Origin of the sequence: Streptomyces sp. NPDC048361, from assembly GCF_040651795.1 — a bacterium.
Taxonomy (GTDB): Bacteria; Actinomycetota; Actinomycetes; order Streptomycetales; family Streptomycetaceae; genus Streptomyces.
Genome location: NZ_JBEZKW010000027.1, coordinates 53,164 through 75,642 on the forward strand (window position 1 = coordinate 53,164; position 22,479 = coordinate 75,642).

At 73.4% G+C, this 22,479-nt stretch carries 23 protein-coding genes and 1 riboswitch; of the genes, 11 read left to right on the forward strand and 12 right to left on the reverse strand.

What is annotated here, in order from left to right:
* Nucleotides 1-49: 49 nt before the first annotated feature.
* The 5 genes from amaP to AB0D31_RS17590 form a co-directional block, all read right to left on the reverse strand.
* Complete coding sequence (gene amaP / locus AB0D31_RS17570) at nucleotides 50-628, reverse strand: alkaline shock response membrane anchor protein AmaP (RefSeq protein ID WP_362723416.1); 579 nt, start codon at nucleotides 626-628, stop codon at nucleotides 50-52.
* 3 nt (nucleotides 629-631) lie between these two features.
* Nucleotides 632-1,330, reverse strand: a complete 699-nt coding sequence (locus AB0D31_RS17575; protein WP_362723419.1) for a DUF6286 domain-containing protein — start codon at nucleotides 1,328-1,330, stop codon at nucleotides 632-634.
* Nucleotides 1,327-1,677, reverse strand: a complete 351-nt coding sequence (locus AB0D31_RS17580) for an iron-sulfur cluster assembly protein (protein WP_362723421.1) — start codon at nucleotides 1,675-1,677, stop codon at nucleotides 1,327-1,329. The genes AB0D31_RS17575 and AB0D31_RS17580 overlap by 4 nt, the downstream gene beginning before the upstream one ends.
* Before the next feature lie 3 nt (nucleotides 1,678-1,680).
* A complete protein-coding gene (locus AB0D31_RS17585) occupies nucleotides 1,681-1,872 on the reverse strand; it encodes a hypothetical protein (protein ID WP_267053909.1) in 192 nt (63 codons plus the stop codon).
* A 112-nt stretch (nucleotides 1,873-1,984) separates the two neighbouring features.
* Nucleotides 1,985-2,485, reverse strand: coding sequence for an Asp23/Gls24 family envelope stress response protein (locus AB0D31_RS17590; RefSeq protein ID WP_362723424.1), 501 nt, complete (start codon nucleotides 2,483-2,485; stop codon nucleotides 1,985-1,987).
* An 88-nt stretch (nucleotides 2,486-2,573) separates the two neighbouring features.
* Here AB0D31_RS17590 and AB0D31_RS17595 point away from each other — a divergent pair, with 88 nt between their 5' ends.
* Complete coding sequence (locus AB0D31_RS17595) at nucleotides 2,574-3,242, forward strand: hypothetical protein (RefSeq protein ID WP_362723427.1); 669 nt, start codon at nucleotides 2,574-2,576, stop codon at nucleotides 3,240-3,242.
* A gap of 91 nt (nucleotides 3,243-3,333) precedes the next feature.
* On the opposite strand, the gene AB0D31_RS17600 is transcribed toward AB0D31_RS17595, so the two are convergent.
* From AB0D31_RS17600 to AB0D31_RS17615, 4 genes are all read right to left on the reverse strand, one after another.
* Entirely contained in the window at nucleotides 3,334-4,134 is an 801-nt protein-coding gene (locus AB0D31_RS17600; protein ID WP_362723429.1) for an enoyl-CoA hydratase/isomerase family protein, read from the reverse strand.
* A gap of 149 nt (nucleotides 4,135-4,283) precedes the next feature.
* Nucleotides 4,284-4,505 carry a helix-turn-helix domain-containing protein gene (locus AB0D31_RS17605; RefSeq protein WP_005477683.1) on the reverse strand — a complete coding sequence of 74 codons (222 nt, stop codon included), beginning with the start codon at nucleotides 4,503-4,505 and terminating at the stop codon, nucleotides 4,284-4,286.
* 375 nt (nucleotides 4,506-4,880) lie between these two features.
* A complete protein-coding gene (locus AB0D31_RS17610; protein ID WP_267053905.1) occupies nucleotides 4,881-6,479 on the reverse strand; it encodes an ABC-F family ATP-binding cassette domain-containing protein in 1,599 nt (532 codons plus the stop codon).
* A gap of 147 nt (nucleotides 6,480-6,626) precedes the next feature.
* Nucleotides 6,627-7,475, reverse strand: coding sequence for a hypothetical protein (locus AB0D31_RS17615; RefSeq protein WP_362723432.1), 849 nt, complete (start codon nucleotides 7,473-7,475; stop codon nucleotides 6,627-6,629).
* Between the two features lie 156 nt (nucleotides 7,476-7,631).
* Between AB0D31_RS17615 and AB0D31_RS17620 the strand changes: the two genes are divergently transcribed.
* Together AB0D31_RS17620 and AB0D31_RS17625 are read left to right on the forward strand one after the other, a co-directional pair.
* Complete coding sequence (locus AB0D31_RS17620) at nucleotides 7,632-8,528, forward strand: neutral zinc metallopeptidase (protein ID WP_362723435.1); 897 nt, start codon at nucleotides 7,632-7,634, stop codon at nucleotides 8,526-8,528.
* Between the two features lie 90 nt (nucleotides 8,529-8,618).
* The gene (locus tag AB0D31_RS17625; RefSeq protein ID WP_362723438.1) at nucleotides 8,619-9,008 is read left to right on the forward strand and encodes a VOC family protein; all 390 of its coding nucleotides are present in this window, start codon (nucleotides 8,619-8,621) and stop codon (nucleotides 9,006-9,008) included.
* Between the two features lie 245 nt (nucleotides 9,009-9,253).
* Here the strand turns inward: AB0D31_RS17625 and AB0D31_RS17630 are convergent, their stop codons facing one another.
* The 3 genes from AB0D31_RS17630 to AB0D31_RS17640 form a co-directional block, all read right to left on the reverse strand.
* Complete coding sequence (locus tag AB0D31_RS17630) at nucleotides 9,254-10,615, reverse strand: hypothetical protein (RefSeq protein ID WP_362723515.1); 1,362 nt, start codon at nucleotides 10,613-10,615, stop codon at nucleotides 9,254-9,256.
* Between the two features lie 355 nt (nucleotides 10,616-10,970).
* Entirely contained in the window at nucleotides 10,971-12,098 is a 1,128-nt protein-coding gene (locus AB0D31_RS17635) for an alpha/beta fold hydrolase (protein ID WP_362723440.1), read from the reverse strand.
* A 116-nt stretch (nucleotides 12,099-12,214) separates the two neighbouring features.
* A complete protein-coding gene (locus AB0D31_RS17640) occupies nucleotides 12,215-12,868 on the reverse strand; it encodes a class II aldolase/adducin family protein (RefSeq protein ID WP_362723443.1) in 654 nt (217 codons plus the stop codon).
* Between the two features lie 106 nt (nucleotides 12,869-12,974).
* On the opposite strand from AB0D31_RS17640, the gene AB0D31_RS17645 reads away from it, so the two are divergent.
* The 8 genes from AB0D31_RS17645 to AB0D31_RS17680 all read left to right on the forward strand — a co-directional run bounded on the left by AB0D31_RS17645 (nucleotide 12,975) and on the right by AB0D31_RS17680 (nucleotide 22,474).
* Nucleotides 12,975-13,763, forward strand: coding sequence for a lysozyme (locus tag AB0D31_RS17645; RefSeq protein WP_362723445.1), 789 nt, complete (start codon nucleotides 12,975-12,977; stop codon nucleotides 13,761-13,763).
* A gap of 131 nt (nucleotides 13,764-13,894) precedes the next feature.
* Nucleotides 13,895-15,145 (forward strand): inorganic phosphate transporter, encoded by a 1,251-nt coding sequence (locus AB0D31_RS17650; protein ID WP_362723447.1) that lies wholly within the window; start codon nucleotides 13,895-13,897, stop codon nucleotides 15,143-15,145.
* 31 nt (nucleotides 15,146-15,176) lie between these two features.
* Complete coding sequence (locus AB0D31_RS17655) at nucleotides 15,177-15,401, forward strand: hypothetical protein (RefSeq protein ID WP_100574363.1); 225 nt, start codon at nucleotides 15,177-15,179, stop codon at nucleotides 15,399-15,401.
* Between the two features lie 191 nt (nucleotides 15,402-15,592).
* Nucleotides 15,593-15,734: riboswitch (cobalamin riboswitch) on the forward strand.
* 94 nt (nucleotides 15,735-15,828) lie between these two features.
* Entirely contained in the window at nucleotides 15,829-16,785 is a 957-nt protein-coding gene (locus AB0D31_RS17660) for a cobalamin biosynthesis protein (protein ID WP_362723518.1), read from the forward strand.
* Entirely contained in the window at nucleotides 16,767-18,311 is a 1,545-nt protein-coding gene (locus AB0D31_RS17665; protein WP_362723450.1) for a cobyric acid synthase, read from the forward strand. The genes AB0D31_RS17660 and AB0D31_RS17665 overlap by 19 nt, the downstream gene beginning before the upstream one ends.
* Nucleotides 18,312-18,363: 52 nt before the next feature.
* The gene (locus AB0D31_RS17670) at nucleotides 18,364-20,412 is read left to right on the forward strand and encodes a putative cobaltochelatase (protein ID WP_362723453.1); all 2,049 of its coding nucleotides are present in this window, start codon (nucleotides 18,364-18,366) and stop codon (nucleotides 20,410-20,412) included.
* Nucleotides 20,412-21,020, forward strand: coding sequence for a cob(I)yrinic acid a,c-diamide adenosyltransferase (gene cobO / locus AB0D31_RS17675; protein WP_362723456.1), 609 nt, complete (start codon nucleotides 20,412-20,414; stop codon nucleotides 21,018-21,020). Before AB0D31_RS17670 ends, cobO begins: the two co-directional genes overlap by 1 nt.
* Nucleotides 21,014-22,474, forward strand: a complete 1,461-nt coding sequence (locus AB0D31_RS17680) for a cobyrinate a,c-diamide synthase (protein WP_362723459.1) — start codon at nucleotides 21,014-21,016, stop codon at nucleotides 22,472-22,474. The genes cobO and AB0D31_RS17680 overlap by 7 nt, the downstream gene beginning before the upstream one ends.
* The last annotated feature ends 5 nt before the right edge of the window (nucleotides 22,475-22,479 follow it).

A 22,479-nucleotide genomic window follows, 5' to 3' on the forward strand; every position in this document is an offset into this window, starting at 1 on the left:
GCGCTCCGTGCGGGCGCGGGACGTGTGACGAAGGGGCGGGCTCGCCTCCTCAACTCACGCGCCGCGCCCGGTGCTTGACCGCCCGCAGCCGGACTTCGGCGGGCAGCTCCGCGAGTCCCGCCGAGTCCCGCGCGTGGGCGAGGGCCTGCCCGTCGAGGTGGACGAGCGCGGCCGCCGGCTGGGCGTGCGGTTCGAGGAGCAGCGCCACGCGCGCGGCCGGAGCGGACCGCCTGCCGACCAGGACGGCCTGGGCCCGCGCCACCCCGTCCAGGGTCTCCGCCTCGCCCGCGAGCACCCCTTCGAGGGCCCGGCCCCGCAGCAGCGCACCCTCGCCGTCGCCGGAGTCCACCAGAACCTCGGCGAGGCGGGCCCGGCGCAGTTGCGCGAACAGCCACCACAGGGCGAGGAGCACGAGGAGGGCGAGTACGGCGATCACGACCGGCCACCACCAGTCCTGGTCGCGCCAGTGGTGGCGGCGGTCGCGGCTCAGGAGCACGTCGTGCTTGGTGCCCCACGGCCACCACGACGGCACGGCGGCGCCGAACCCGGCGGCGAGGACCGCGCCGCCCGCGAGGAACAGCACGAGGCCCACGAGGCCGAGCACCACCCGGTTGACCGTTCGCAGCATGGCTCAGCCTTTCCGTGCCGGGCGGCTCACACGGACCGCAAGACGGGGCGGCCCGGCAAGGCCGAGCTCCCGGATTCCGGTGCCGAGCGCCGCGTCCAAGTCGGCCCGTACGTCGTCGAGTTCACGGAAGTGCGAGTGGGCGCGCACCACGACCCTGCGGCGGCCCATGCGGACCCGGGCCGACTGGATGCCCGACACCTCCATGGCCCGGTCGCGCAGCACGAGCGCCGCCGCGGCCCGGTCGAGCCCGGCGTGCACGGCCGGCGAGGGGCTGCGCATCGGCAGGATGCTCCGCAGCCCCGGCGTCACGGCGAGCGCGATGAGCCAGAGGCCGATCAGCGCCACGGCGGCGGCGCCGGCGATGACCGCCACGTCGTCGACGGGGTGGGAGGCCAGCCAGTCGGCGAGCCGCACCCGCCAGCGCATGGCGGAGCGGTGGGCGCGTACCGCCGCGACGTCGTAGAGGAAGAGCCCGGAAACCGCCAGGATCACCAGCGCGAGCAGAGCCGAGGGAACCCGGCGGGCGGACCAGAATCGTCCGGCCCGACCGCCCTCGGCGAGGACCGGCACCGCGTCGTAACCGGCGGCCGAGTCGGCCTGATCGAGTCCGGAGGCGTGTCCTGAGACGTGGCCCGGCTCGTCGCCCTGTTCGACGACGGGCAGCCGCCGGGTGCCGCCCTCGCCTTCCTGCGGGTGGCTCATCGGATCCTCCCCCGCTCCGCCGTGCGCGCGTCCGCCGCGTGCAGACGCTCGATCTGCACCGCCACTTCAGGGACTTCCATTCCCGCCAACGCCCTTACCCGCTCGGCGACTTGGCGACGCACCGCGCGGCACTGACCGCCGAGGTCGCCGGGGTAGCCGAGCTCGACACTGACCCGTACCCGGGCCGAGTCCTGGTGCACGGCGACATCGGCGCGCGGCGGCGCGCCGCCTGCCGGGGCCTCGGCGAGCGCCTCCCGCGCCGCCTGCGCGGCGATCTTCGCCACGACCCGGTCGGCGATCTTGGTGGCGCCGCGCTCGGCGGGCTCGATCCGTCCGGCCGCCGCCATGGGTCAGCGCCGCCGGTCGCCGCGGTCGCGCGGACGGAAGAAGTCGCCGGGTTCGAGGTCACCGTCCAAGAACCGGCCTGCCACGAAACCGATCGCGCCCAGCGCCGCGATCAGCAGGAACGCCCCGAAGCCGCCGAAATATCCGGCGAATCCGAGCGCCATGCCGGCCATCAAGCCAACCACCGCCATGCTCATGCTGAGCTCCTCGGTTCCATGGATCCGACCCGTCAGTAGTCAGTGCGCGGAAGTTCCGTGCGCGGAAGTGAAGAAGTTCGGCCGCTTGGGCCGTCGGGGTTACCGGAGGGGGTCACTGGAGCCGGGAATCCGGCTCGTCGTCCTCCTCGTCGGGCAGCTTCACATCGCTGACCGCGATGTTGACCTCGACGACTTCGAGCCCGGTCATCCGCTCGACGGCGGAGATCACGTTCTCGCGGACGTCGCGGGCCACTTCGGCGATGGACACGCCGTAGTCCACGACGATCTCCAGGTCGAGCGCGGTCTGCACCTCGCCCACCTCGGCCTTCACGCCGCGCGTGACGCCCGACTTGTTGCCGCCCGGCACCCGGTCCCTGACCGCCCCGAACGTGCGGGAGAGCCCGCTGCCCATCGCGTGGACGCCCACGACGTCACGGGCCGCGAGACCCGCGATCTTCTCGACCACGCCGTCGGCGATCGTGGTGCGGCCGCGCCCCGCCGGGTCGCCGCCGCCACGCTTGACCGTGGACGGCTTCCTGGCCTGGTCGGCCGCACCGCCGAGCGGGTCGTTCGCGGATGCACCGGGCCGGTTGCTCTGTTCGCTGTCGCTCATGACCATTCGTCCCTTCGCCCTTGGACTCCAATGCCCACATTAAGTGCGCTTGCCCCGACTCGCGCCCGCGATGCGGCAGGCTGGGGGCATGACGGGTGATGGATGGAGTACGGCGGTACGCCGTCGACTGGGGCTGGGCCGGCTGCTCGCCCTCGGTGGTCGCGAGGACGGCGTGTGGATCACGGAGCGGGCCGCGGTGTCGGTGCTGCGGGCGGCGACTGCCGCGGTGCCGGGCTGCGCCGTGACGTCGCTACGGCTCGCCCCTGCCGACCCCGGGGCCCTGACGGAACCGGTGGTCCCGGCACCGCCGTCAGCGCTCTCCCCCGGCCCGCTCCGCATCGCGGCACAGCTCGCGGCGCTGGGCGGCCGGCCGTTGCCGGAGCTCGCGGCGACCGTGCGGGAAGCCCTGTTCACGGCGGCTCGGGACCGGCTCGGGCTCATCGTGTCGGATGTCGACGTCGAGGTGACGGCCCTCCTGGACGAGCTGCCGGATCCCCCGGACGGCGGTCCCCCGCCCGGCCCAGCGGACCCGGCGGCCTCGGTGGCGGCGACCGCCGCGTTCACCACGCCCGGGGTGGCACGGCTGACGTCCGAGCTGGGCCCGCCGGTACACACGGCGGACGGCCACATCCGCGTGGAACTGGCCACGGACCCGCTCCACAACCCGCTGGAGGTCGCGCGGGCGGTCCGCGCGGAGGTACGCCGGGACGTCCCCGACGCGGCCTCGGTGGCGGTCCTGATCACCTGGGCGGGCTGACCCGGAGCGCGGGCAGCGGCGGGCCGGGTACATGAGCCGGCAGCGGCGGGCCGGGCACTGAACCGTCCTGGGCGATCCCGGGCGGCGCCGCTCAGTCCGAGAGGCCCGCGAGGTCGCGCAGTCGGCGGGCCTGGGCGGCGCGCTCGGCCAGGCGCTGCTCCTCGTAGCTCCGCCCGGCGGCGCCCCGCAGCAGTGCCTTCGTCTCGACGACGGCGTCGCGGGGCGCGGCGAGCAGCGCGCCCGCCAAGTCCCGTACTGCGGAGTCGAGTTCGTCGCCGGGCACGGCGAGGTTGGCGAGGCCGGTGCGCTCGGCCTCCTCCGCCCCGACGAACCGTCCCGTCGCGCAGATTTCGAGCGCGCGGGCGTATCCGACGAGCCCGACGAGCGGGTGCGTGCCGGTGAGGTCGGGGACGAGACCGAGGCTGGTCTCGCGCATGGCGAACTGCACGTCCTGCGCGACGACCCGGAGGTCGCAGGCGAGGGCGAGCTGGAAGCCGGCACCGATCGCGTGCCCCTGGACGGCCGCGATCGACACGATGTCGTTGCGGCGCCACCAGGTGAACGCCTCCTGGTACTCGGCGATCACCGCGTCGAGCTCCTGGTCGGAGCCGCGCGCGAGGTCGAGGAAGGAGGGCTCGCCGTCGAAGCCTTCGGGGGTGAAGGCCTGGCGGTCGAGGCCGGCGGAGAAGGACTTGCCCTCTCCGCACAGCACGACGACGCGGACACTGCCCGGAAGCGACCGTCCGGCCTCCGCCAACGCCCGCCACAGAGCGGGAGACTGAGCGTTGCGCTTGGCCGGATTGGTCAGGGTCACGGTGGCGACCGCGTCATCGACGGAGAGCCGGACACCGTCCTTGTCGAATACGTCGAGTGCGGATGCGGGCGTAGCCATGGGGCGCCTCCGGGTGCGTGGCCGTCAGTGAATGACCGCCTCGGCGGTCATTAAGTGACTGCACAGTAACCACCCGGTCGACCGCTGAGCCGACCGGGTGGCCACCACCGCAACCGGTGGGCCACAGGAGCTGCCCGGGACCGCCTCGGTCAGGCCGAGGCGGTCTTCTTGCCCCGTGTCGCTCCGCCGCGTCCACGGAGAGTGACCCCGGACTCGCTGAGCATCCGGTGGACGAACCCGTAGGACCGGCCGGTTTCCTCGGCCAGCGCCCGGATGCTCGCACCGGAGTCGTACTTCTTCTTCAGGTCTGCCGCGAGCTTGTCGCGCGCGGCGCCGGTAACCCGGCTGCCCTTCTTCAGAGTCTCGGCCACCCGTGCCTCCTCATGGGAAGTGCGCTCTGGACTTCTCATGATCACCCCTCTCGCGCTTCCTGGCCACCCATTCGGCAAGGTCCGTGCAACAACCTTGGAGGCGTGGACGGCGTCCGGGCGGGGCGGAATAGCGCATTCCGCCTGCGCTTGGACATATCCAGGCCCGAAAGTCGATACGAAGCGCCAGGTCAGCGCTGTGTTCCGGGTCACACACGGAAAAAGGCCCGTCCCACAAGGGACGGACCTTGATCCCGCGCATGACACACCGGGGTACGAGACGCTCTCACTCAGATTGAGGATCACGCGTAAGCCGAATGATCCAGAGGAAGTGGATCAGTGGATGGATCATGCGCGGAAGCCGCGCCGGAGCAACGGTCAGGCGAGCGCGACCAGGTCCGCGTAGTCCGGGCCCCACAGGTCCTCGACGCCGTCGGGCAGCAGGATGATCCGCTCCGGCTGGAGCGCCTCGACGGCGCCCTCGTCGTGGGTGACCAGGACGACCGCGCCCTTGTACGTACGCAGCGCGCCGAGGATCTCCTCGCGGCTGGCGGGGTCGAGGTTGTTGGTGGGCTCGTCGAGCAGCAGCACGTTGGCGGACGACACCACGAGCGTGGCCAGGGCGAGACGGGTCTTCTCGCCGCCGGAGAGGACCCCGGCCGGCTTGTCGACGTCGTCGCCGGAGAAGAGGAACGAGCCGAGCGTCTTGCGCACCTCGACCAGGTCCAGGTCGGGCGCCGAGGAGCGCATGTTCTCCAGGACCGTACGCTCCGGGTCGAGCGTCTCGTGCTCCTGCGCGTAGTAGCCCATCTTGAGGCCGTGCCCCGGGGTGACCTCGCCGGTGTCCGCCTTCTCGGCCCCGGCGAGCAGCCGCAGCAGGGTCGTCTTGCCGGCGCCGTTGAGGCCGAGGATGACGACGCGTGAGCCCTTGTCGATGGCCAGGTCGACGTCGGTGAAGATCTCAAGGGAGCCGTACGACTTCGACAGGCCCTCGGCCGTCAGCGGCGTCTTGCCGCAGGGCGCGGGCTCGGGGAAGCGCAGCTTGGCGACCTTGTCGGAGACGCGGACCGCTTCGAGGCCGGACAGGAGCCGCTCGGCGCGCTTGGCCATGTTCTGCGCGGCGACGGTCTTGGTGGCCTTGGCGCGCATCTTGTCGGCCTGCGAGTTGAGGGCCGCGGCCTTCTTCTCGGCGTTCTGGCGCTCGCGCTTGCGGCGCTTCTCGTCGGCCTCGCGCTGCTGCTGGTAGAGCTTCCAGCCCATGTTGTAGACGTCGATCTGGGAGCGGTTGGCGTCCAGGTAGAAGACCTTGTTGACGACCGTCTCGACGAGGTCGACATCGTGGGAGATCACGATGAAGCCGCCGCGGTACGTCTTGAGGTAGTCCCGCAGCCAGACGATGGAGTCGGCGTCGAGGTGGTTGGTCGGCTCGTCGAGGAGCAGGGTGTCGGCGTCCGAGAAGAGGATCCGGGCGAGCTCGATGCGGCGGCGCTGACCACCGGAGAGGGTGTGCAGCGGCTGGCCGAGCACCCGGTCGGGCAGGCCGAGCGCGGCGGCGATGGTGGCGGCCTCGGCCTCGGCGGCATACCCGCCCTTGGTGAGGAACTCGGTCTCCAGGCGCTCGTACTTCTTCATCGCCTTCTCGCGCGTGGCGCCCTTGCCGTTCGCCATGCGCTCCTCGTTCTCGCGCATCTTGCGCAGGACTTCGTCGAGGCCGCGGGCGGACAGGACGCGGTCGCGGGCGAGCACGTCGAGGTCGCCGGTGCGCGGGTCCTGCGGCAGGTAGCCGACCTCGCCCGAGCGCGTGATGGTGCCGGCGGCGGGGATGCCCTCGCCCGCCAGGCACTTGGTGAGGGTGGTCTTGCCCGCTCCGTTGCGGCCGACAAGGCCGATGCGGTCGCCCTTGGCGACGCGGAAGGATGCGGACTCGATGAGGACTCGGGCGCCGGCGCGCAGCTCGATGCCGGTGGCGGTGATCACGGAAAGACTCCAGGGCGGTATGGACGGCGGACGGGACGGCAAGAGGCGCCGCGCGAAGCGCGTCCTTGGAAGGGCGGTGTCGGGCGACGGCAGGGCGTGGAGGTCGACGCCGCCTAATGCACAAGGAGAATTGCCATGGGGTCAATTCTAACTGGGCGGTGCAACCCGCTTTCCGCCCCCGTCCGCACGCCGCTCACCTGGGAGGTCGTTGCCGAGCGGGGTGCGGTGCCCGGTGATCTCGCCGAGGCCGTCGACGGCGGTCATCTGCCCGCTCCAGGAGCCGCGGTTCCGGCAGGGCCGCGCGATCAGCAGTACGCCTCGGGTGTGCGCCGTGCGCGCGGGGTCGAAGGCGCAGCCGTCGCGGGCGGTGAGCAACCAGCGCAGATCGCCGTCGGCGGCCCGGAAGGCGCTGACGCGTTCGGGGGTGACGACGGCGAGCATGCGGGCGCCGGGGTCGAGCCCCTGGAGTACCCCGGCGGCCCGCTCGGACCGCCCCGCGAGCCATCCGGCGAGACCGGGCACGGCCCGGTGCCAGCGCACCCGGTGGCCGCGATTGTCCTGGGCAGTGCCGTCGTCGTGGCGGGTGCCGTCGTGGCCGCGGCCGTCGCCGGTGTTCGCGCCCCTGCCCGTGCCCATCCCCATCCCCATGCCCATGTCCATTTCCGCACCCGTACCCGTACCCGTGCCCAAGGGGTCGGTGTCCGTGTCCGTGACCATGCCGTCGGACCACACGGCGAAGGCGTGTCCGGGGGCCCGGTGCAGGGCGAGGGGCCGGCTGCCGCTTCTGCCGTACGTCCACTCCCGCGCCCCGGTCGCGCCGTCGTACGCCTCCACGACCGCGCCCCGGATCCGTACCGAGACGGGTCCGGCTCCCGTTGCGGCGAAGGTCTCGAAGCGGTCGCCGTACGGGGTCTGGCGGGTGTGCTGTGCCGCGGTGACCAGCGGCAGAGCGAGTACGGCGGCGACTGCGGTCAGTGCGAGGCGGGTCCGGTCCATGACGCGCCGAGCGTATCCGCCGACGCGGCAAAACGGGCGTACCGCAATGAGCTGGTCGATACTCGGGGTGACCTCTTTGATACGCGGGGTGGCTCCGGGCGGACCGCTCCGCGTGCGACCCCGATGGAACACGATGGAACACAGGGTGGTGCGCCCATGCAGTTCGACGACGACGCCGATCTGGACACCTCGGAGGTCAACGACGCGCGGGGCGGAGGCCGTATCCCGGGCGGCCGGGCCACGATCGGCGGCGGGATCGTCGGTGTCATCGCGCTGCTCCTCGGTCTGTTCTTCGGCGTGGGGCCGGAGCAGCTGGGGCTTTCGTCGGGCGACACCGCGCCGGGCGCGAGTTCGTCGTCGCAGGCACAGGTCGGCCAGAGCTGCCGTACGGGCGCGGACGCCAACACCAAGGAGGACTGCCGGATCGTCGCGGTGGTCAACAGCGTCCAGGACTACTGGGGTCAGGAGTTCCCGCGCCGCGGCGGCAGGTACTCCCCCGCCCGGACCGTGTTCTTCACCGGTCGCGTCAACACCGCGTGCGGGACGGCCACGTCGGCGGTCGGCCCCTTCTACTGCCCCGGCGACCGGCAGGTCTACCTCGACCTGGGGTTCTTCGACGAGCTGCGGACGAAGTTCGGCTCGAGCGGCGGCCCCTTCGCGCAGGCGTATGTGGTGGCGCACGAGTACGGCCACCACATCCAGAACCTGATGGGCACCCTGCAGAAGGCGCAGGACGGGCAGCAGGGCGCGGGCAGCAACGCGGTGCGGGTGGAGTTGCAGGCCGACTGCTATGCCGGGGTGTGGGCGCGTCATGCGACGACGACCCCGGACAAGTCGACCGGCCGCCCCCTCGTCTCCAAGCTCACTGACCAGGACATCAAGGACGGCCTGGACGCGGCGGCCGCGGTCGGCGACGACCGGATCCAGGAGAAGTTCCAGGGTCGGGTGACCCCGGAGACCTGGACGCACGGCTCGGCGCAGCAGCGCCAGCAGTGGTTCTACACCGGTTACCAGACCGGCGACACGGGCCGCTGCAACACCTTCGCGCGCTGAGTCCCGGCGCCGGAGGGCGTTGTCAGTGCCGGGTGCAAGACTGAGTTCCAGGTCACACTCTGCGGTTTTCACGGGGAAGGAGCGATCGGCATGAGCCTGTATCCGACGATTCTCTACAGCGACGCGAAGGCGGCGATCCGCCAGCTCAAGGATGCCTTCGGCTTCACGGAGGTGTGTGCGTACGAGGCGGAGGACGGCAGCGTGATGCACGCCGAGCTGTCCTACGGCACGGGCGTGGTGATGCTCGGCTCCAAGGGCCGCGGGGGCCTGTTCGCACAGACAATGGCGAACGCGGGCCCGGCCGGGGTCTATGTGGTGGTGACCGATGTCGACGCGCACCACAAGCGCGCCGCGGAGCAGGGCGTGGAGATCCTGATGGAGCCCACCGACCAGGAGTACGGCTCGCGGGACTACATGGCGAGAGATGCGGAGGGCAACGTGTGGAGCTTCGGCACGTATGCCCCGGGCGGCGGGGAGTAACGAGGGCCGCCTGGCGACCGGAGTGAGCGGGGCCCGATGGCCCGCCTGGGCCCTGGACCCTGGGGCGGTGGGCGGTGGGCGGTGGGCGGTGGGCGGTGGGCAGTGGGTAGTGGGCAGTGGGTAGTGGGCAGTGCCCAACGAGCCTGCGGGGGGCGGAAGTTGACGGCGTAGCGACGCCCCATGCACTTCGTGCGCCCCCGGGGTTGGGCGATTTCCAGGGGCGTCGGGCGTCGCTACGCGCGTCGCTACGCGGAACCCGTGTGGACCTGGAAGGCCGCGCGGCGGACCGCCTTGGCCAGGGCGGGGTCGGGGTGGGCCGCGGCGAGGGCGACGAGGACCTGCACGGTGCGGGGATGCCCGACGGCCCGTACCTCGTCGAGCAGCGCCGGAACCGTGCCCTGCACCGCCGAGTCGAGGTGGCGTACGAGCAGCTCGCTCTCGCCGTGGTCGGCCACGGCGGCGGCCGTGTCGACCCAGAGCCACGTGGACTCCTCCCGGGACAGCACCCCGAGCACGTCTTCGGGATCGCCGCCCTCGTGCTCGGCGAGCCACAGCAGGGCGTAGGGGCGCAGGCACGTCTCCGTGACGGCGGCGCGCACCCCGGCCTCGGCGGGTGCGCCCACGACCCGCAGCGCCTCGAAGGCGAGGCCCCGCAGCAGGGCGTCGTCGCCGCGGGCGACGTCGAGGAGTTCGGTGACCGCGCTGCCGACGGTGCGGGCGGCGATCCACGCGCGGTACTCGGCGCGGGCCGGGCCGGGCGTGAGGCCGGCGCAGCCCCGCAGCATGTCCTCCGCGGGCTGCTCGATGTTGCCGGCCGGGCTCTGCGCGGCGACGCAGATCTGCTCCAGCTTGACCCAGACCGCCCAGTTGCCGAGCGGCGTCAGGGTGGCCTGACCTTCGCCGAGCACCAGCGCGCCGACCGCGGCGAGGCCGGCCAGGGCCCAGTCGAGGAGGTCCGCGAGACGCTGCGGTGGGGAGGCGGGATCGGGCAGCGGGCCGGTGCCGGACTGGGGGCCGTAGGGGACTTCGCAGCGCTCTTCGCGGAGTTCGGCGACGCGCTGTTCGAGAAGGTCGAGCAGGGCCGGCACGAGAACGGGTCCGTTGGAGAGCTGGAGAAGGGAGAGCACCTGGGGGATGGCCTCGACGACCTCGGCGACCGCCGTGGGGGCGGTGTCGCCCGGCGCGGGGTGCACGAGGGACCACGCGTCGAACAGGGCGACCCAGCCGCGCAGAACGGCCGCGTCGTCGCGATCCCAGGCGCGCAGCCGCCAGCCGGGGCGGACGGTGGCGCCGTGCAGCTCGACGAGCCCGGCGAGCCGGGCCCGGTCCCAGGCGGCCCGTACCTGACCGGGTGTCAGGCCGAGCGCGGCGGCGGCCCGCTCGGTGACCGGCGCGGGAAGCGGGCCCGGCCGGCCGGGCCCGGGGGCGGCGCCGCGAGTGCGCTCGGCATCGGTCCAGCGGGCGACGCGTACGGCATCGGCGAGCACCGCTCTGGCCTGGCGGGCCAGTTCGCCGGCGGCCGGGGTGCCCGCGGGCGGCCGGGGGGCCGACCGGGTGCGCCGGTCGGACACGGCCCTGCGGGCTGCGGCGAGGGGCCGGGCCTGCATCGGGTGCGGGGCGCGGACAAGCCGCAGTCTGGAGTCGCGCGGCAACTTCTCATCAGGCTTCCGGGACGTCACGCATGCAGTCTTCCCGCTCACTGCCCGAAAGCCCAAACGGAATCGGCCGGGGCCGTCGCCCCGGGGGCCCCGGGGGCGCCCGGTGCGCCAGGGGCCGTGCCCGCGAAGAAAGCCGTCCCCCACGCCGTCCGAACACCCAAGCGGAATCAGCCGTATCCGGCCCCTCAGGGGGACATGGGCGCCCGTCGGCCAAGGGGGCGCCCTCGTGGGGACGGGTCGCGGCCCCCTGTCCGCAAGGCCAAGCGGAACCAGCCGTGCCGGGGTGGCCCGGGCGGGGCGGGTGTCACATGAGGGGGGTGAGGAAGCGGCGCAGGGTTTCTTCGTAGCCGGCCGGGTCGGCGTTCCACATCGAGGCGTGCGGGGCGTCGGGGACGGTGTGCAGGGTGATCAGTTCCGGGCGGCGGTCGGCCAGTTGACGTGAGGGGCCCCAGGGGGCGAGCGCGTCGTCGGGGCCGTGGAAGAGCAGCGTCGGGACGCGCAGGGCCTCGGGGTCGACGGCTTCCCGGAGCCGGTCGCCGTGGAGGCCGGTGCGGCCCTGGGCGGCGCGGACGGCGAGCGGGAGCAGCGCGCCGGGGGTGCCGTTGGCGGAGGCGAGGGCGCGCAGCGTGAACTCCCAGTCCAGGACCGGCGAGTCGAGGACGACGCCGCTGATGCGGTCGCGCTGCGCGCAGTGCGCGGCGGCGTGCAGGGCCATCGTGGCGCCGGTGGACCAGCCGTGCAGGATGACCTGGCGGGCCCCGGAGCGCAAGGCGTAGCGGATCGCCGCGTCGAGGTCGCGCCACTCGGAGTCGCCAAGGTGGCCGAGGCCGTCCGGGGAGCGGGGCGCGCCCTCGTCGCCGCGGTAGGAGAGGGCGAGCACGGGGAGCTGCTGGCGGTGCAGGAACTCCAGGACGTTGAGCGGGTGTTCGCGGGTGGTGCCGAGGCCGTGCACGGCGATCACCCAGGTGGTGCGTGGCGCGGGCACCAGCCAGGCGGGCAGCGGCCCCAGCTCGGCCGGGATCTCCACGTCCCGGTACTCGATGCCGAGGGCGGTGCTCGGGGTGCCGTGGTGCACCTGGGGTGTGAGGGCGACCCGGTCGCCCGCGACGAGGACGCCGCGGGTGACGCGCTCGAGGCGGCGTACGACCGTGTCGGCGGTGTGCGGGGCCCGGTCGAGTACGTCGCCGACGACGGCGTGGACCCCGTCGCCCTCCAGGCCGTAGGTCCCCGGCCGCAGCGCCGAGAGCGAGCGGGTCAGCGTGATGGTGCCGGGTTCCGTGGCGTGCACGGTGATCCGGCGGTCGGCGGGCAGCGGCCGGCCTGGCGGCGCCTTGAGGGCGGCGTCGCTGGCGTAGCGTCCGGCGACGACTGCTGCCGCGCCGACGCCGAGCAGTGTGGTGACGGCCGCGGCCGTCTTCGTAGCGGGGCGCACCTGCCCAGTCTCGGGGCGAAGCCGCCCGGGTGCCAGTGGGCGGGGCCGTAGAGATCGTGGATCACCGGGTCAGAGGAGTCCGGTGGCGGCCGAAGAGCGCGTGGGGCGGCCCGGGCTCAGGGCTGTCCGTAGCCGCTCAGCCGGCGGGCCACTTCGTCGAGCTGTGCGGGGCTGAGCAGGGACGGGGTGCGGCCGGGCAGGGTGGCGGCGGTGAGCCAGAGCCGGCACATCCACTCCAGTTGGGCGGTGCGGTCGTAGGCCTGGTCGAGGCCGGCGCCGTAGGTGACGGTTCCGTGGTTCTGGAGGAGGCATCCGGTGCGGCCCTCCAGGGCCTTCAGCATGTTCTGGGCCAGTGCCTCGCTTCCGTACACGGCGTACGGGGCGACGCGGACCGGGCCGCCGAGCGCGGCCGCCATGTAGTGGATCAGCGGGAGTTCGGGCACCAGGGTGGAGACGGCGGTGGCGTGCACGGCGTGGGTGTGGACGACGGCGAGGGCGTCGGTGGTGCGGTACACGGCGAGGTGCATCGGGAGTTCGCTGGTGGGCCGCAGCGCGCCCACGACCTGGCGGCCTTCGAGGTCGACGGCGATGGTGTCGGCGGGCCCGAGCCGGTCGTAGGGGACGCCGGTCGGCGTGACGAGGACGAGTTCGCCGACCCGGACCGACACATTGCCCGATGTTCCGACCACCAGCCCTTCGGCCGCGGTCCTGCGCGCGGTGTCGACCAATTGGGCCCATGCCGCGGCGATGGCCGCCTCGTTGTCGCTCATGAGACTGATCCTGCCAGGGCGGACGCGTCCCACGGACGGGCCGGGAAGCGATCGTCCACTAGCCTCTGCACGTTTGGGTCCGTACACCGCAATTCGGGGGAAATCCATGGTTCGGGACCAGGGTCCGCTCGCCCGCCTCAGCCGCGCGCGGGCCGCGCTCGCACTGCGCCTGGCGGCCCTCGCGCTGGGCTGTACGGCCCTCACCGCGCTCGCGGCGCCGCACGGTGCGTCGGCGCAGGACAAGCCCGCCGGCCATGACGTCTCCTCGCACCAGCGGAGCGTCGACTGGGCCGCCGCGAAGAGCCGTGGGGCGACCTTCGTGTACGTGAAGGCAACCGAGTCGACGACCTACCGCAACCCGTTCTTCGGGCAGCAGTACGACGGCGCCCGGCGGGTGGGCCTGATCCGGGGCGCCTATCACTTCGCGGTGCCCGACCAGTCCTCGGGCCGGGCGCAGGCGGCGTTCTTCGCGGCCAACGGGGGCGGCTGGCGGGGTGACGGCTGGACCCTGCCGCCCGCGGTCGACCTGGAGCACAACCCGTACGGCAAGGACGCCAGGGGCGGCAGCGGCGACACCTGCTACGGGCTGAGCCCCGCCGAGATGACCGACTGGGTCGCCGGGTTCAGCGACGAGGTGCGGCTGCGCACCGGCCGCCGTCCGGTGATCTACACGACCACGGCGTGGTGGAACCGGTGCACCGGCCACAGCACAGCCTTCGCCGCCGACCACCCCCTGTGGCTCGCCCGGTACGCCGTCGCGCCCGGCGCGCTGCCCGCGGGCTGGTCGTACTGGACGGTGTGGCAGCACGCCAATGGCGGCGGAGCCCTGCCGGGTGACCAGAATCTCTTCAATGGGACTTTTGCGCAGTTGAAACGGTTCGCGGCCGGGCGCTGAACGGCCCCCGGCGGACCGGGGCGGCGCGGGAACCGGCCACGGTCACCAGTGCGCCCGCCCCAGTTCATCTTCCGTTCATTCAGGTTACTTACGTTCGTCCCGCCACTGACGTCGAACGATTGCCTGGGTAAATGGAACACATCACGCTGCTGCTCGCGATTGTGATCGTGACAGCTCTAGTGTTCGATTTCACGAACGGTTTCCACGACACCGCCAACGCGATGGCCACCACCATCTCGACCGGCGCCCTGAAGCCCAAGACGGCGGTCGCCATGTCCGCCGCGCTCAACCTGGTCGGCGCGTTCCTGTCGGTGGAGGTCGCCAAGACGATCTCCGGCGGGATCATCGACGAAAAGGGAATCCGCACCGAGGTCATCTTCGCTGCCCTGGTCGGTGCCATCCTCTGGAATCTCCTGACCTGGCTGCTCGGGCTGCCCTCCAGCTCCTCCCACGCCCTGTTCGGCGGCCTCATCGGCGCCGCGGTCATGTCGGCCGGCTGGTCCTCGGTCCACGGCTCCACCGTCGTCACCAAGGTGCTGCTCCCGGCCGTGGCCGCCCCGATCGTCGCGGGCATCGCCGCGATGCTGGCCACCAGGCTCACGTACCGGCTCAACCGGAACACCGCCGACAAGGCCACCGCCAAGGGGTACCGCGCCGGGCAGATCGCATCGGCCGGCCTGGTCTCGCTCGCCCACGGCACCAACGACGCCCAGAAGACGATGGGCATCATCACCCTCGCCCTGGTCACCGCCGGGGTGCTGCACCCCGGCGCGAACCCCCCGCTGTGGGTCATCGTCTCGGCCGGTCTGGCCATCGCGATGGGCACCTACCTCGGCGGCTGGCGCATCATCCGCACCATGGGCAAGGGCCTCACCGAGTTGCGTCCGCCGCAGGGCTTCGCCGCCCAGACCGGCGCGGCGACCGTCATCCTCGCCTCCTCGCACATCGGCTTCTCGCTCTCCACCACCCAGGTCTGCTCGGGCTCGGTCATGGGCGCCGGCATCGGCCGCAAGGGCGGAGTGGTCCGCTGGTCCACCGCGACCCGCATGGCCGTCGCCTGGATCCTGACGCTGCCGGCCGCCGGACTCGTCGGCGCGGGCGCGGAGTTCCTCACCCAGCAGGGCCCCTGGGGCATCGCCGCCGTCGCGCTCCTCCTGATCGCCGGCTCGGGCATCATCTGGAAGCTGTCGCGCCGCCAGCCGGTCGACGCCCACAACGTCACCGCCGACGACGCCCCCGTGGCCGAGCCCGCCGGTGTCATCACCACCGCCATCGCCGCGGTCAGCCCGCCGCCCACCGGTCTGGCGCTCGCGTCGACCGACCTCAGGGCCACGATCCAGGCCCCGGCCCCCGCCGACCCGCCCACTCCGGCGGCGGTCTGACTCGGTCGCTCCGGCCAGCTAAGGAATCCTCATGCACATCGACTGGGCAGCTCTTGGCTCCGTCTTCGGCGTCAGCCTCGCGGTGACCGTCGGCCTGGTGGGCCTGTTCACCCTCGGCATCGTCGGCCTCACCAAGCGGGAGGCCGCGGCCTCCGGCACCGCGGGCAACGTGGCGATGGCCCGCACCGGGGCGTACGCCTGCTTCGCGCTCTGCGCGGCGGCCGTGGCGTACGGGATCTACCTGATCGTCGCCTGACCCGCGGGCGTCGTCAGACGCCTGATCCGCGGGTGACAGCCACCTGACCCGCGGACATCAGTCACCTGACCCGCGGGCATCGGTCGCCCGACCCGCACGCCCCACCCGAACCGCCCCGTGGCCCGCGCCGCGGGGCGGTTCGCTGTGGTGCCGGGCACTCTCTCGCGCCGCAGGTCAACGGCAAGTTGACGGCTGTTCTCGGGGCGTGGTGGACTGCACCGGCCAGCTACGGCGGCAGAAGAGGAAGCCGGTGCGAATCCGGCGCGGTCCCGCCACTGTCACCGGGGAGCGATCCCCGCGAGCCAGGAACTCTCACCGCCGGTCACGTCGAACCAGGGCGCGGACACCCTGAGTGAGGACATACCGCCATGCGCGCCTGCCCGTTGAGACCTTCCGGCCCGTGCCGCTCCGCCCTGGCGCGCTGAGCATGCGAGCCGACCGCACCTTCGTCTACGGCGCGACCGCCGGACTCATCGGCGACCTCCTGCTCGGCGACCCGCGCCGCGGCCATCCCGTCGCCGCGTTCGGCCGGGCGGCCGGCGCCGTCGAACGCGCCCTGTGGCGCGACCACCGCGGCTGGGGCGCCCTGCACACCGCCGTGTGCGCGGGCGGCGCCGCGGGCGCCGCGGCCCTGCTCTCCCGTGCCGTACGCGACCGTTCCGTCGCGGCCGCCGCGCTGACCGCGGCCGCCACCTGGAGCGTGGTGGGCGGCACCTCGCTCGGCCGCGAGGCGCGGGCCATCGGGGCCGCACTCGCCGCGGGCGATGTGGACGCGGCGCGGGAGCGCCTGCCGCACCTGTGCGGACGCGACCCGCACTCCCTGGACGCCGACGGCGTCGCGCGCGCCGTGGTCGAGTCCGTCGCCGAGAACACCTCCGACGCGGTCGTCGGCGCCCTGGTGTGGGGCGCGCTCGCGGGCGTGCCGGGCCTCGTGGGCTTCCGCGCGGTCAACACCCTCGATGCGATGGTCGGGCACAAGTCGGCCAAGTACCGCCGGTACGGCTGGGCCTCGGCACGCCTGGACGACGTGATGGGCTGGCCGGGCGCCCGCCTCACCGCCGCCCTCGCCGCGCTCGCGGGGCCCGACTCCAGGGGCGCGGTACGGGCCTGGCGCACCGACGCGGGCCGGCACCCGAGCCCCAACGCGGGCCCGGTGGAAGCCGCGTTCGCGGGGGCGCTCGGCGTGCGGCTCGGCGGCACGCTCTCCTACGCGGGACGGGTCGAGCACCGGCCGGTCCTGAACACGGCGGGCCGCGCCGTCGAAGTCGCGGACATCGAACGGGCGGTACGGCTCTCACGCACGGTGGGCTGGCTGACGCTGGCCGGCGCCGTGGTCGCGCGAGCCGCTGTGAGGAGGGGACGTACATGGGTGGCGGGCTGCTGATCGCGGGCACCACATCGGACGCCGGCAAGAGCGTCGTCACGGCCGGGATCTGCCGCTGGCTGGTGCGCCGGGGCGTCAAGGTGGCCCCCTTCAAGGGGCAGAACATGTCGCTGAACTCGTTCGTGACGCGCGAGGGCGCGGAGATCGGCCGGGCGCAGGCGATGCAGGCGCAGGCGGCCCGGGTGGAGCCGACCGCCCTGATGAACCCGGTGCTGCTCAAACCCGGCAGCGACCGCTCCAGCCAGGTCGTCCTGATGGGCAGGCCGGTGGGCGAGTTGAGCGCCCGCGGGTTCTTCGGCACGTCCGGCGGGCCGTCCGCCGGGAAGGCACTGGGCGGAGGGCGCCGAGAGGCGCTCCTCGGCCCCGTGCTGGACTGCCTCGCGGAGCTCCGGACAACGTATGACGCCGTGATCTGCGAGGGGGCGGGCAGCCCGGCGGAGATCAATCTGCGGCGCACCGACATCGTCAACATGGGCATCGCGCGGGCCGCCCGGCTGCCCGTCGTCGTGGTCGGCGACATCGACCGGGGCGGGGTCTTCGCCTCGTTCTTCGGCACCACGGCGCTGCTGAGCCCCGAGGACCAGGCGCTGGTCGCGGGGTACGTCGTCAACAAGTTCCGCGGCGATGTGACGCTCCTGGAGCCCGGCATCGAGATGCTGCGCGGCCTCACCGGACGGCACACCTACGGGATCCTGCCCTACGCCCACGGCCTCGGCATCGACGAGGAGGACGGCCTGCGTGTCTCGATGCGCGGAACCGTACGCGAGTCGGTGGTGGCACCGCCCGTGGGCGAGGACGTGCTGCGGGTCGCGGTGTGCGCGGTGCCGCTGATGTCCAACTTCACCGATGTGGACGCACTCGCCGCCGAACCCGGCGTCGTCGTGCGGTTCGTGGACCGGCCCGAGGAGCTCACCGACGCCGACCTCGTGGTGGTGCCCGGCACCCGCGGCACCGTCCGCGCCCTGGAGTGGCTGCGCGAGCGCGGCCTCGCGGCAGAGCTGGCCAGAAGGGCCGCCGACGGCCGCCCGGTGCTCGGCATCTGCGGCGGGTTCCAGCTGCTCGGCGAGCACATCGAGGACGACGTCGAGTCGAAGGCCGGCTCGGTGGCCGGGCTCGGTCTGCTGCCGGTCCGGGTGCGGTTCGCCGCGGAGAAGACCCTGGCCAGGCCCGTCGGCGAGGCTCTCGGTGAGCGCGTCGAGGGGTACGAGATCCATCACGGCGTGGCCGAAGTCCTCGGCGGGGAAGCCTTCTTGGACGGGTGCCGGGTCGGTTCCGTCTGGGGCACGCACTGGCACGGCTCCCTGGAGAGCGACGGGTTCCGGCGCCGCTTCCTCGAACAGGTCGCGCGGGACGCGGGCCGCCGGTTCGTGCCCGCGCCCGACACCTCCTTCGGGGTGCTCCGCGAGGAGCAGCTCGACCGGCTCGGAGACCTGATCGAGGAACACGCCGACACCGACGCCCTGCTGCGCCTGATCGAGCAGGGCCCGCCCGCCGGCCTGCCCTTCATCCCGCCGGGCGCGCCGTGACCTGCACCGCCCGCCCGCCGCGTACAGCACTACTCGAAGGAGAGATCGGCACATGAGCACCCGGTATCCGTTCACCGCCGTCGTCGGCATGGACGACCTGCGGCTCGCGCTGCTCCTGAACGCCGTCAGCCCGGCCGTGGGAGGTGTTCTCGTCCGGGGCGAGAAGGGCACCGCGAAGAGCACCGCCGTGCGGGCGCTCGCGGATCTGCTGCCGGAGGTGGCCGTCGTGCCGGGCTGCCGGTTCAGCTGCGACCCGGCGGCGCCCGACGCTCAGTGCCCGGACGGGCCGCACGAGAGCGGTCCCGGCGGGCTGCGCGCGGCGCGCATGGTCGAGCTGCCCGTCGGCGCGTCCGAGGACCGTCTGGTGGGTGCCCTCGACATCGAGCGGGCACTCGGCGAGGGCGTGAAGGCCTTCGAACCGGGCCTGCTCGCCGACGCCCACCGCGGCATCCTGTACGTCGACGAGGTCAACCTGCTCCACGACCACCTCATCGACCTGCTGCTCGACGCCGCCGCGATGGGGTCCTCCTACGTCGAGCGCGAGGGCGTCTCGGTGCGGCACGCCGCGCGGTTCCTGCTGGTGGGCACGATGAACCCCGAAGAGGGCGAGCTGCGGCCGCAGTTGCTCGACCGGTTCGGCCTGACCGTCGAGGTGGCGGCCTCGCGCGAGCCCGGGCAGCGCGTCGAGGTGGTGCGCCGGCGCCTCGCCCACGACGACGACCCGGCCGGGTTCGCCGCGCGCTGGGCCGAGGACGAAAGCGCCCTGCGTCAACGGATCGTGGCGGCACGGGAGTTGCTGCCCTCCGTCGTCCTCGGCGACGCGGTGCTGCTCCAGATCGCGGCGACCTGCGCCGCGTTCGAGGTCGACGGGATGCGCGCCGACATCGTGATGGCTCGCACCGCGACCGCGCTCGCCGCGTGGGCCGGGCGGACGGAGGTGACGAGCGACGACGTCCGGCAGGCGGCGCTGCTCGCGCTGCCGCACCGGCGCCGGCGCAACCCGTTCGACGCTCCGGGCCTCGACCAGGACAAGCTCGACGAGACCCTGGAGCAGTTCCAGGGCGACGAGAGTGGCGAGGGTGCCGAGGGCGACGACGATCCGGACCCGGGCCCCGAGGGCCCCGGCGGCGGTGGCGGCGGCGGGGTGCCGCCGCAGGGCGACTCCCCCGAGAGCCCCGCGGACGCCCCCGAGCCGTCCGCGTCCCCGGACACCTCCGAGGCGCCGGAGCCGCCCGCCGCACCTGCTCCGAGCGGCCCCGGCGAGCGCGCCGCGGTGAAGGCCGCCGAGCCGTTCCGTACGAAGATGCTGAGCGTGCCGGGGCTCGGCCAGGGCGCGGCGGGCCGGCGCTCCCGGGCCCGCACCGACCACGGCCGTACGACCGGTTCGCGCCGCCCCCAAGGGGCCCTCACCAAGCTGCACTTGACGGCCACCGTGCAGGCCGCGGCCCCGCATCAGCGGGCGCGCGGCCGTTCGGGCCGCGGCCTGGTCGTACGCCGCGACGATCTGCGCCAGGCCACCCGCGAGGGCCGCGAGGGCAACCTCGTGCTCTTCGTGGTCGACGCGTCCGGGTCGATGGCGGCACGGCAGCGGATGAGCGCGGTCAAGGGCGCGGTGCTCTCGCTGCTCCTCGACGCCTACCAGCGCCGCGACAAGGTCGGCCTGGTCACGTTCCGCGGCAAGGACGCCGAGCTCGCGCTGCCGCCCACCTCGTCGGTGGACGCGGCCGCCGCCCGGCTCGAAACGCTGCCGACCGGCGGGCGCACCCCGCTCGCCGCGGGGCTCCTGAAGGCCCATGACGTGCTGCGCGTGGAGCGCCTTCGCGACCCGTCGCGGCGGCCGCTGCTCGTGGTCGTCACCGACGGCCGGGCGACGGGCGGTCCCGAGCCGGTGGCGCTCGCCGGGCGGGCGGCGCGGCTGCACGCGGCCGACGGCACCGCGTCGGTGGTGGTGGACTGCGAGTCGGGGATGGTGCGGCTGGGGCTCGCCGGGGAGCTCGCGCGTGAACTGGGCGGCAGCGCCGTCACGTTGGACGAGCTGCGGGCGGATTCCATCGCCGGTCTCGTCAAGGATGTCCAGGGAACTTCGAGGAGGGCCGCGTAATGCCGCAGGGACAGGTCAGTGTCGTACCCGAGGACGGACTGACGACTCGTCAGCGTCGCAACAGGCACCTGGTCATGGTGCACACGGGTGTCGGCAAGGGGAAGTCGACGGCCGCGTTCGGGATGGCGCTGCGCGCCTGGAACCAGGGCTGGCCCATCGGGGTGTTCCAGTTCGTGAAGTCGGCGAAGTGGAAGGTCGGCGAGGAGAACGCGCTGAAGGTGCTGGGGGCCTCCGGTGAGGGCGGCCTCGTCGACTGGCACAAGATGGGCGAGGGCTGGTCGTGGATCCAGCGCGAGACCGCCGAGGGCGAGCCGACCCACGAGGAGAAGGCCCGCGAGGGCTGGGAGCAGGTCAAGCGCGACCTGGCGGCCGAGACGTACAAGTTCTATGTGCTCGACGAGTTCGCCTATCTGCTGCACTGGGGCTGGGTCGACGTCGATGAGGTCGTCTCGGTGCTCCGCGACCGCCCGGGCACCCAGCACGTGGTCATCACCGGGCGCAACGCGCCGGAGCAGCTGGTGGAGTACGCGGATCTGGTGACCGACATGTCCAAGGTCAAGCATCCGATGGACGCCGGCCAGAAGGGCCAGCGGGGCATCGAGTGGTAGCACGTCTCGTCATCGCGGCCCCCGCGTCGGGCAGCGGCAAGACCACCGTGGCGACGGGCCTGATGGCCGCGTTCGCGTGCTCCGGTCTCGCCGTCTCCCCGCACAAGGTGGGCCCCGACTACATCGACCCCGGCTACCACGCGCTGGCGACCGGGCGGCCCGGCCGCAACCTGGACGCGTACATGTGCGGGCCCGAGCTGATGGCCCCGCTGTTCGCGCACGGGGCGCGCGGCTGCGACCTCGCGGTGGTCGAGGGCGTGATGGGCCTGTACGACGGGGCGAGCGGGCTCGGCGAGCTCGCCTCCACCGCACAGGTGGCCAAGCTCCTGCGCGCGCCGGTGGTGCTCGTCGTGGACGCCTCCTCGCAGTCGCGGTCGGTGGCGGCCCTGGTCCACGGGTTCGCCTCGTGGGACCCCGGGGTGCGCATCGGCGGCGTGATCCTCAACAAGGTCGGCTCGGACCGGCACGAGGCGCTGCTTCGCGAGGCGATGGAGGATGTGGGCATCCCGGTCCTCGGCGCCCTGCGCCGCGCCCCCCAGGTCGACACGCCCTCCCGCCATCTCGGTCTGGTCCCGGTCGCGGAGCGGCGCGCGGACGCGGTGGACGCGGTGGCGGCGATGGCCGCCCAGGTCCGGGAGGCCTGCGACCTGGAGGCCCTGCTCGCGCTGGCCCGGTCGGCTCCGCCGCTGGGGGTGGAGGCGTGGGAGCCGGGGTTTGATCCGCTCCGCCCCGCCCCTTCCCGAAAGCCTCCGGCGGAGGCGACCGGCTCGGGCCAGAGGGCACCGGGCTCCGCCCCGGACCCCGCTCCTCAATCGCCGGACGGGCTGGATTTCGCTCGTCCTGCGCCTCGGCAGCGGCCCGTCGTCGCCGTCGCGGGCGGCTCCGCGTTCACGTTCTCCTACGCAGAGCATCCCGAACTCCTCACCGCCGCCGGCGCGGACGTCGTCACCTTCGACCCGCTCAGGGACGAGCAACTCCCGCCCGGCACCAGCGGGTTGGTGATAGGCGGCGGCTTCCCCGAGGTGTACGCGGCCGAGCTGTCCGCCAACGAACGGCTCCGCAAGGCCGTCGCCGAGCTCGCCCGCTCGGGGGCGCCCGTGGCCGCCGAGTGCGCGGGGCTGCTCTATCTGTCGCGCTCGCTCGACGGGCAGCCCATGTGCGGGGTGCTCGACGCCGATGCGCGGATGGCGGGCCGCCTCACCCTCGGCTACCGGGAGGCCGTCGCGGTCCGCGACAACAGCCTGGCCGTCGCCGGGACGCGGCTGCGCGGCCACGAGTTCCACCGCACCGTCATCGAGCCGGGCGCGGGCGCCGACCCGGCGTGGGGCATCGTGCACCCCGAGCGCCGCGTCGAGGGATTCGTGCAGCAGGGTGTGCACGCGAGCTATCTGCACACGCACTGGGCGGCCCGCCCCGAGGTGGCCCTCAGGTTCGCCGGGGCCTGCGCGCGATGACCTGC

What these genes read in the sequence shown, in the direction of transcription:
- amaP (WP_362723416.1), bottom strand. Translation starts at nt 628, where the DNA reads ATGCTGCGAACGGTCAACCGGGTGGTGCTCGGCCTCGTGGGCCTCGTG.
- AB0D31_RS17615 (WP_362723432.1), bottom strand. Translation starts at nt 7,475, where the DNA reads ATGGACCGGACCCGCCTCGCACTGACCGCAGTCGCCGCCGTACTCGCT.
- AB0D31_RS17620 (WP_362723435.1), top strand. Translation starts at nt 7,632, where the DNA reads ATGCAGTTCGACGACGACGCCGATCTGGACACCTCGGAGGTCAACGAC.
- AB0D31_RS17625 (WP_362723438.1), top strand. Translation starts at nt 8,619, where the DNA reads ATGAGCCTGTATCCGACGATTCTCTACAGCGACGCGAAGGCGGCGATC.
- AB0D31_RS17595 (WP_362723427.1), top strand. Translation starts at nt 2,574, where the DNA reads ATGACGGGTGATGGATGGAGTACGGCGGTACGCCGTCGACTGGGGCTG.
- AB0D31_RS17600 (WP_362723429.1), bottom strand. Translation starts at nt 4,134, where the DNA reads ATGGCTACGCCCGCATCCGCACTCGACGTATTCGACAAGGACGGTGTC.
- cobO (WP_362723456.1), top strand. Translation starts at nt 20,412, where the DNA reads ATGCCGCAGGGACAGGTCAGTGTCGTACCCGAGGACGGACTGACGACT.
- AB0D31_RS17665 (WP_362723450.1), top strand. Translation starts at nt 16,767, where the DNA reads ATGGGTGGCGGGCTGCTGATCGCGGGCACCACATCGGACGCCGGCAAG.
- AB0D31_RS17640 (WP_362723443.1), bottom strand. Translation starts at nt 12,868, where the DNA reads ATGAGCGACAACGAGGCGGCCATCGCCGCGGCATGGGCCCAATTGGTC.
- AB0D31_RS17575 (WP_362723419.1), bottom strand. Translation starts at nt 1,330, where the DNA reads ATGAGCCACCCGCAGGAAGGCGAGGGCGGCACCCGGCGGCTGCCCGTC.
- AB0D31_RS17590 (WP_362723424.1), bottom strand. Translation starts at nt 2,485, where the DNA reads ATGAGCGACAGCGAACAGAGCAACCGGCCCGGTGCATCCGCGAACGAC.
- AB0D31_RS17645 (WP_362723445.1), top strand. Translation starts at nt 12,975, where the DNA reads ATGGTTCGGGACCAGGGTCCGCTCGCCCGCCTCAGCCGCGCGCGGGCC.
- AB0D31_RS17580 (WP_362723421.1), bottom strand. Translation starts at nt 1,677, where the DNA reads ATGGCGGCGGCCGGACGGATCGAGCCCGCCGAGCGCGGCGCCACCAAG.
- AB0D31_RS17655 (WP_100574363.1), top strand. Translation starts at nt 15,177, where the DNA reads ATGCACATCGACTGGGCAGCTCTTGGCTCCGTCTTCGGCGTCAGCCTC.
- AB0D31_RS17650 (WP_362723447.1), top strand. Translation starts at nt 13,895, where the DNA reads ATGGAACACATCACGCTGCTGCTCGCGATTGTGATCGTGACAGCTCTA.
- AB0D31_RS17660 (WP_362723518.1), top strand. Translation starts at nt 15,829, where the DNA reads ATGCGAGCCGACCGCACCTTCGTCTACGGCGCGACCGCCGGACTCATC.
- AB0D31_RS17670 (WP_362723453.1), top strand. Translation starts at nt 18,364, where the DNA reads ATGAGCACCCGGTATCCGTTCACCGCCGTCGTCGGCATGGACGACCTG.
- AB0D31_RS17585 (WP_267053909.1), bottom strand. Translation starts at nt 1,872, where the DNA reads ATGAGCATGGCGGTGGTTGGCTTGATGGCCGGCATGGCGCTCGGATTC.
- AB0D31_RS17630 (WP_362723515.1), bottom strand. Translation starts at nt 10,615, where the DNA reads ATGCAGGCCCGGCCCCTCGCCGCAGCCCGCAGGGCCGTGTCCGACCGG.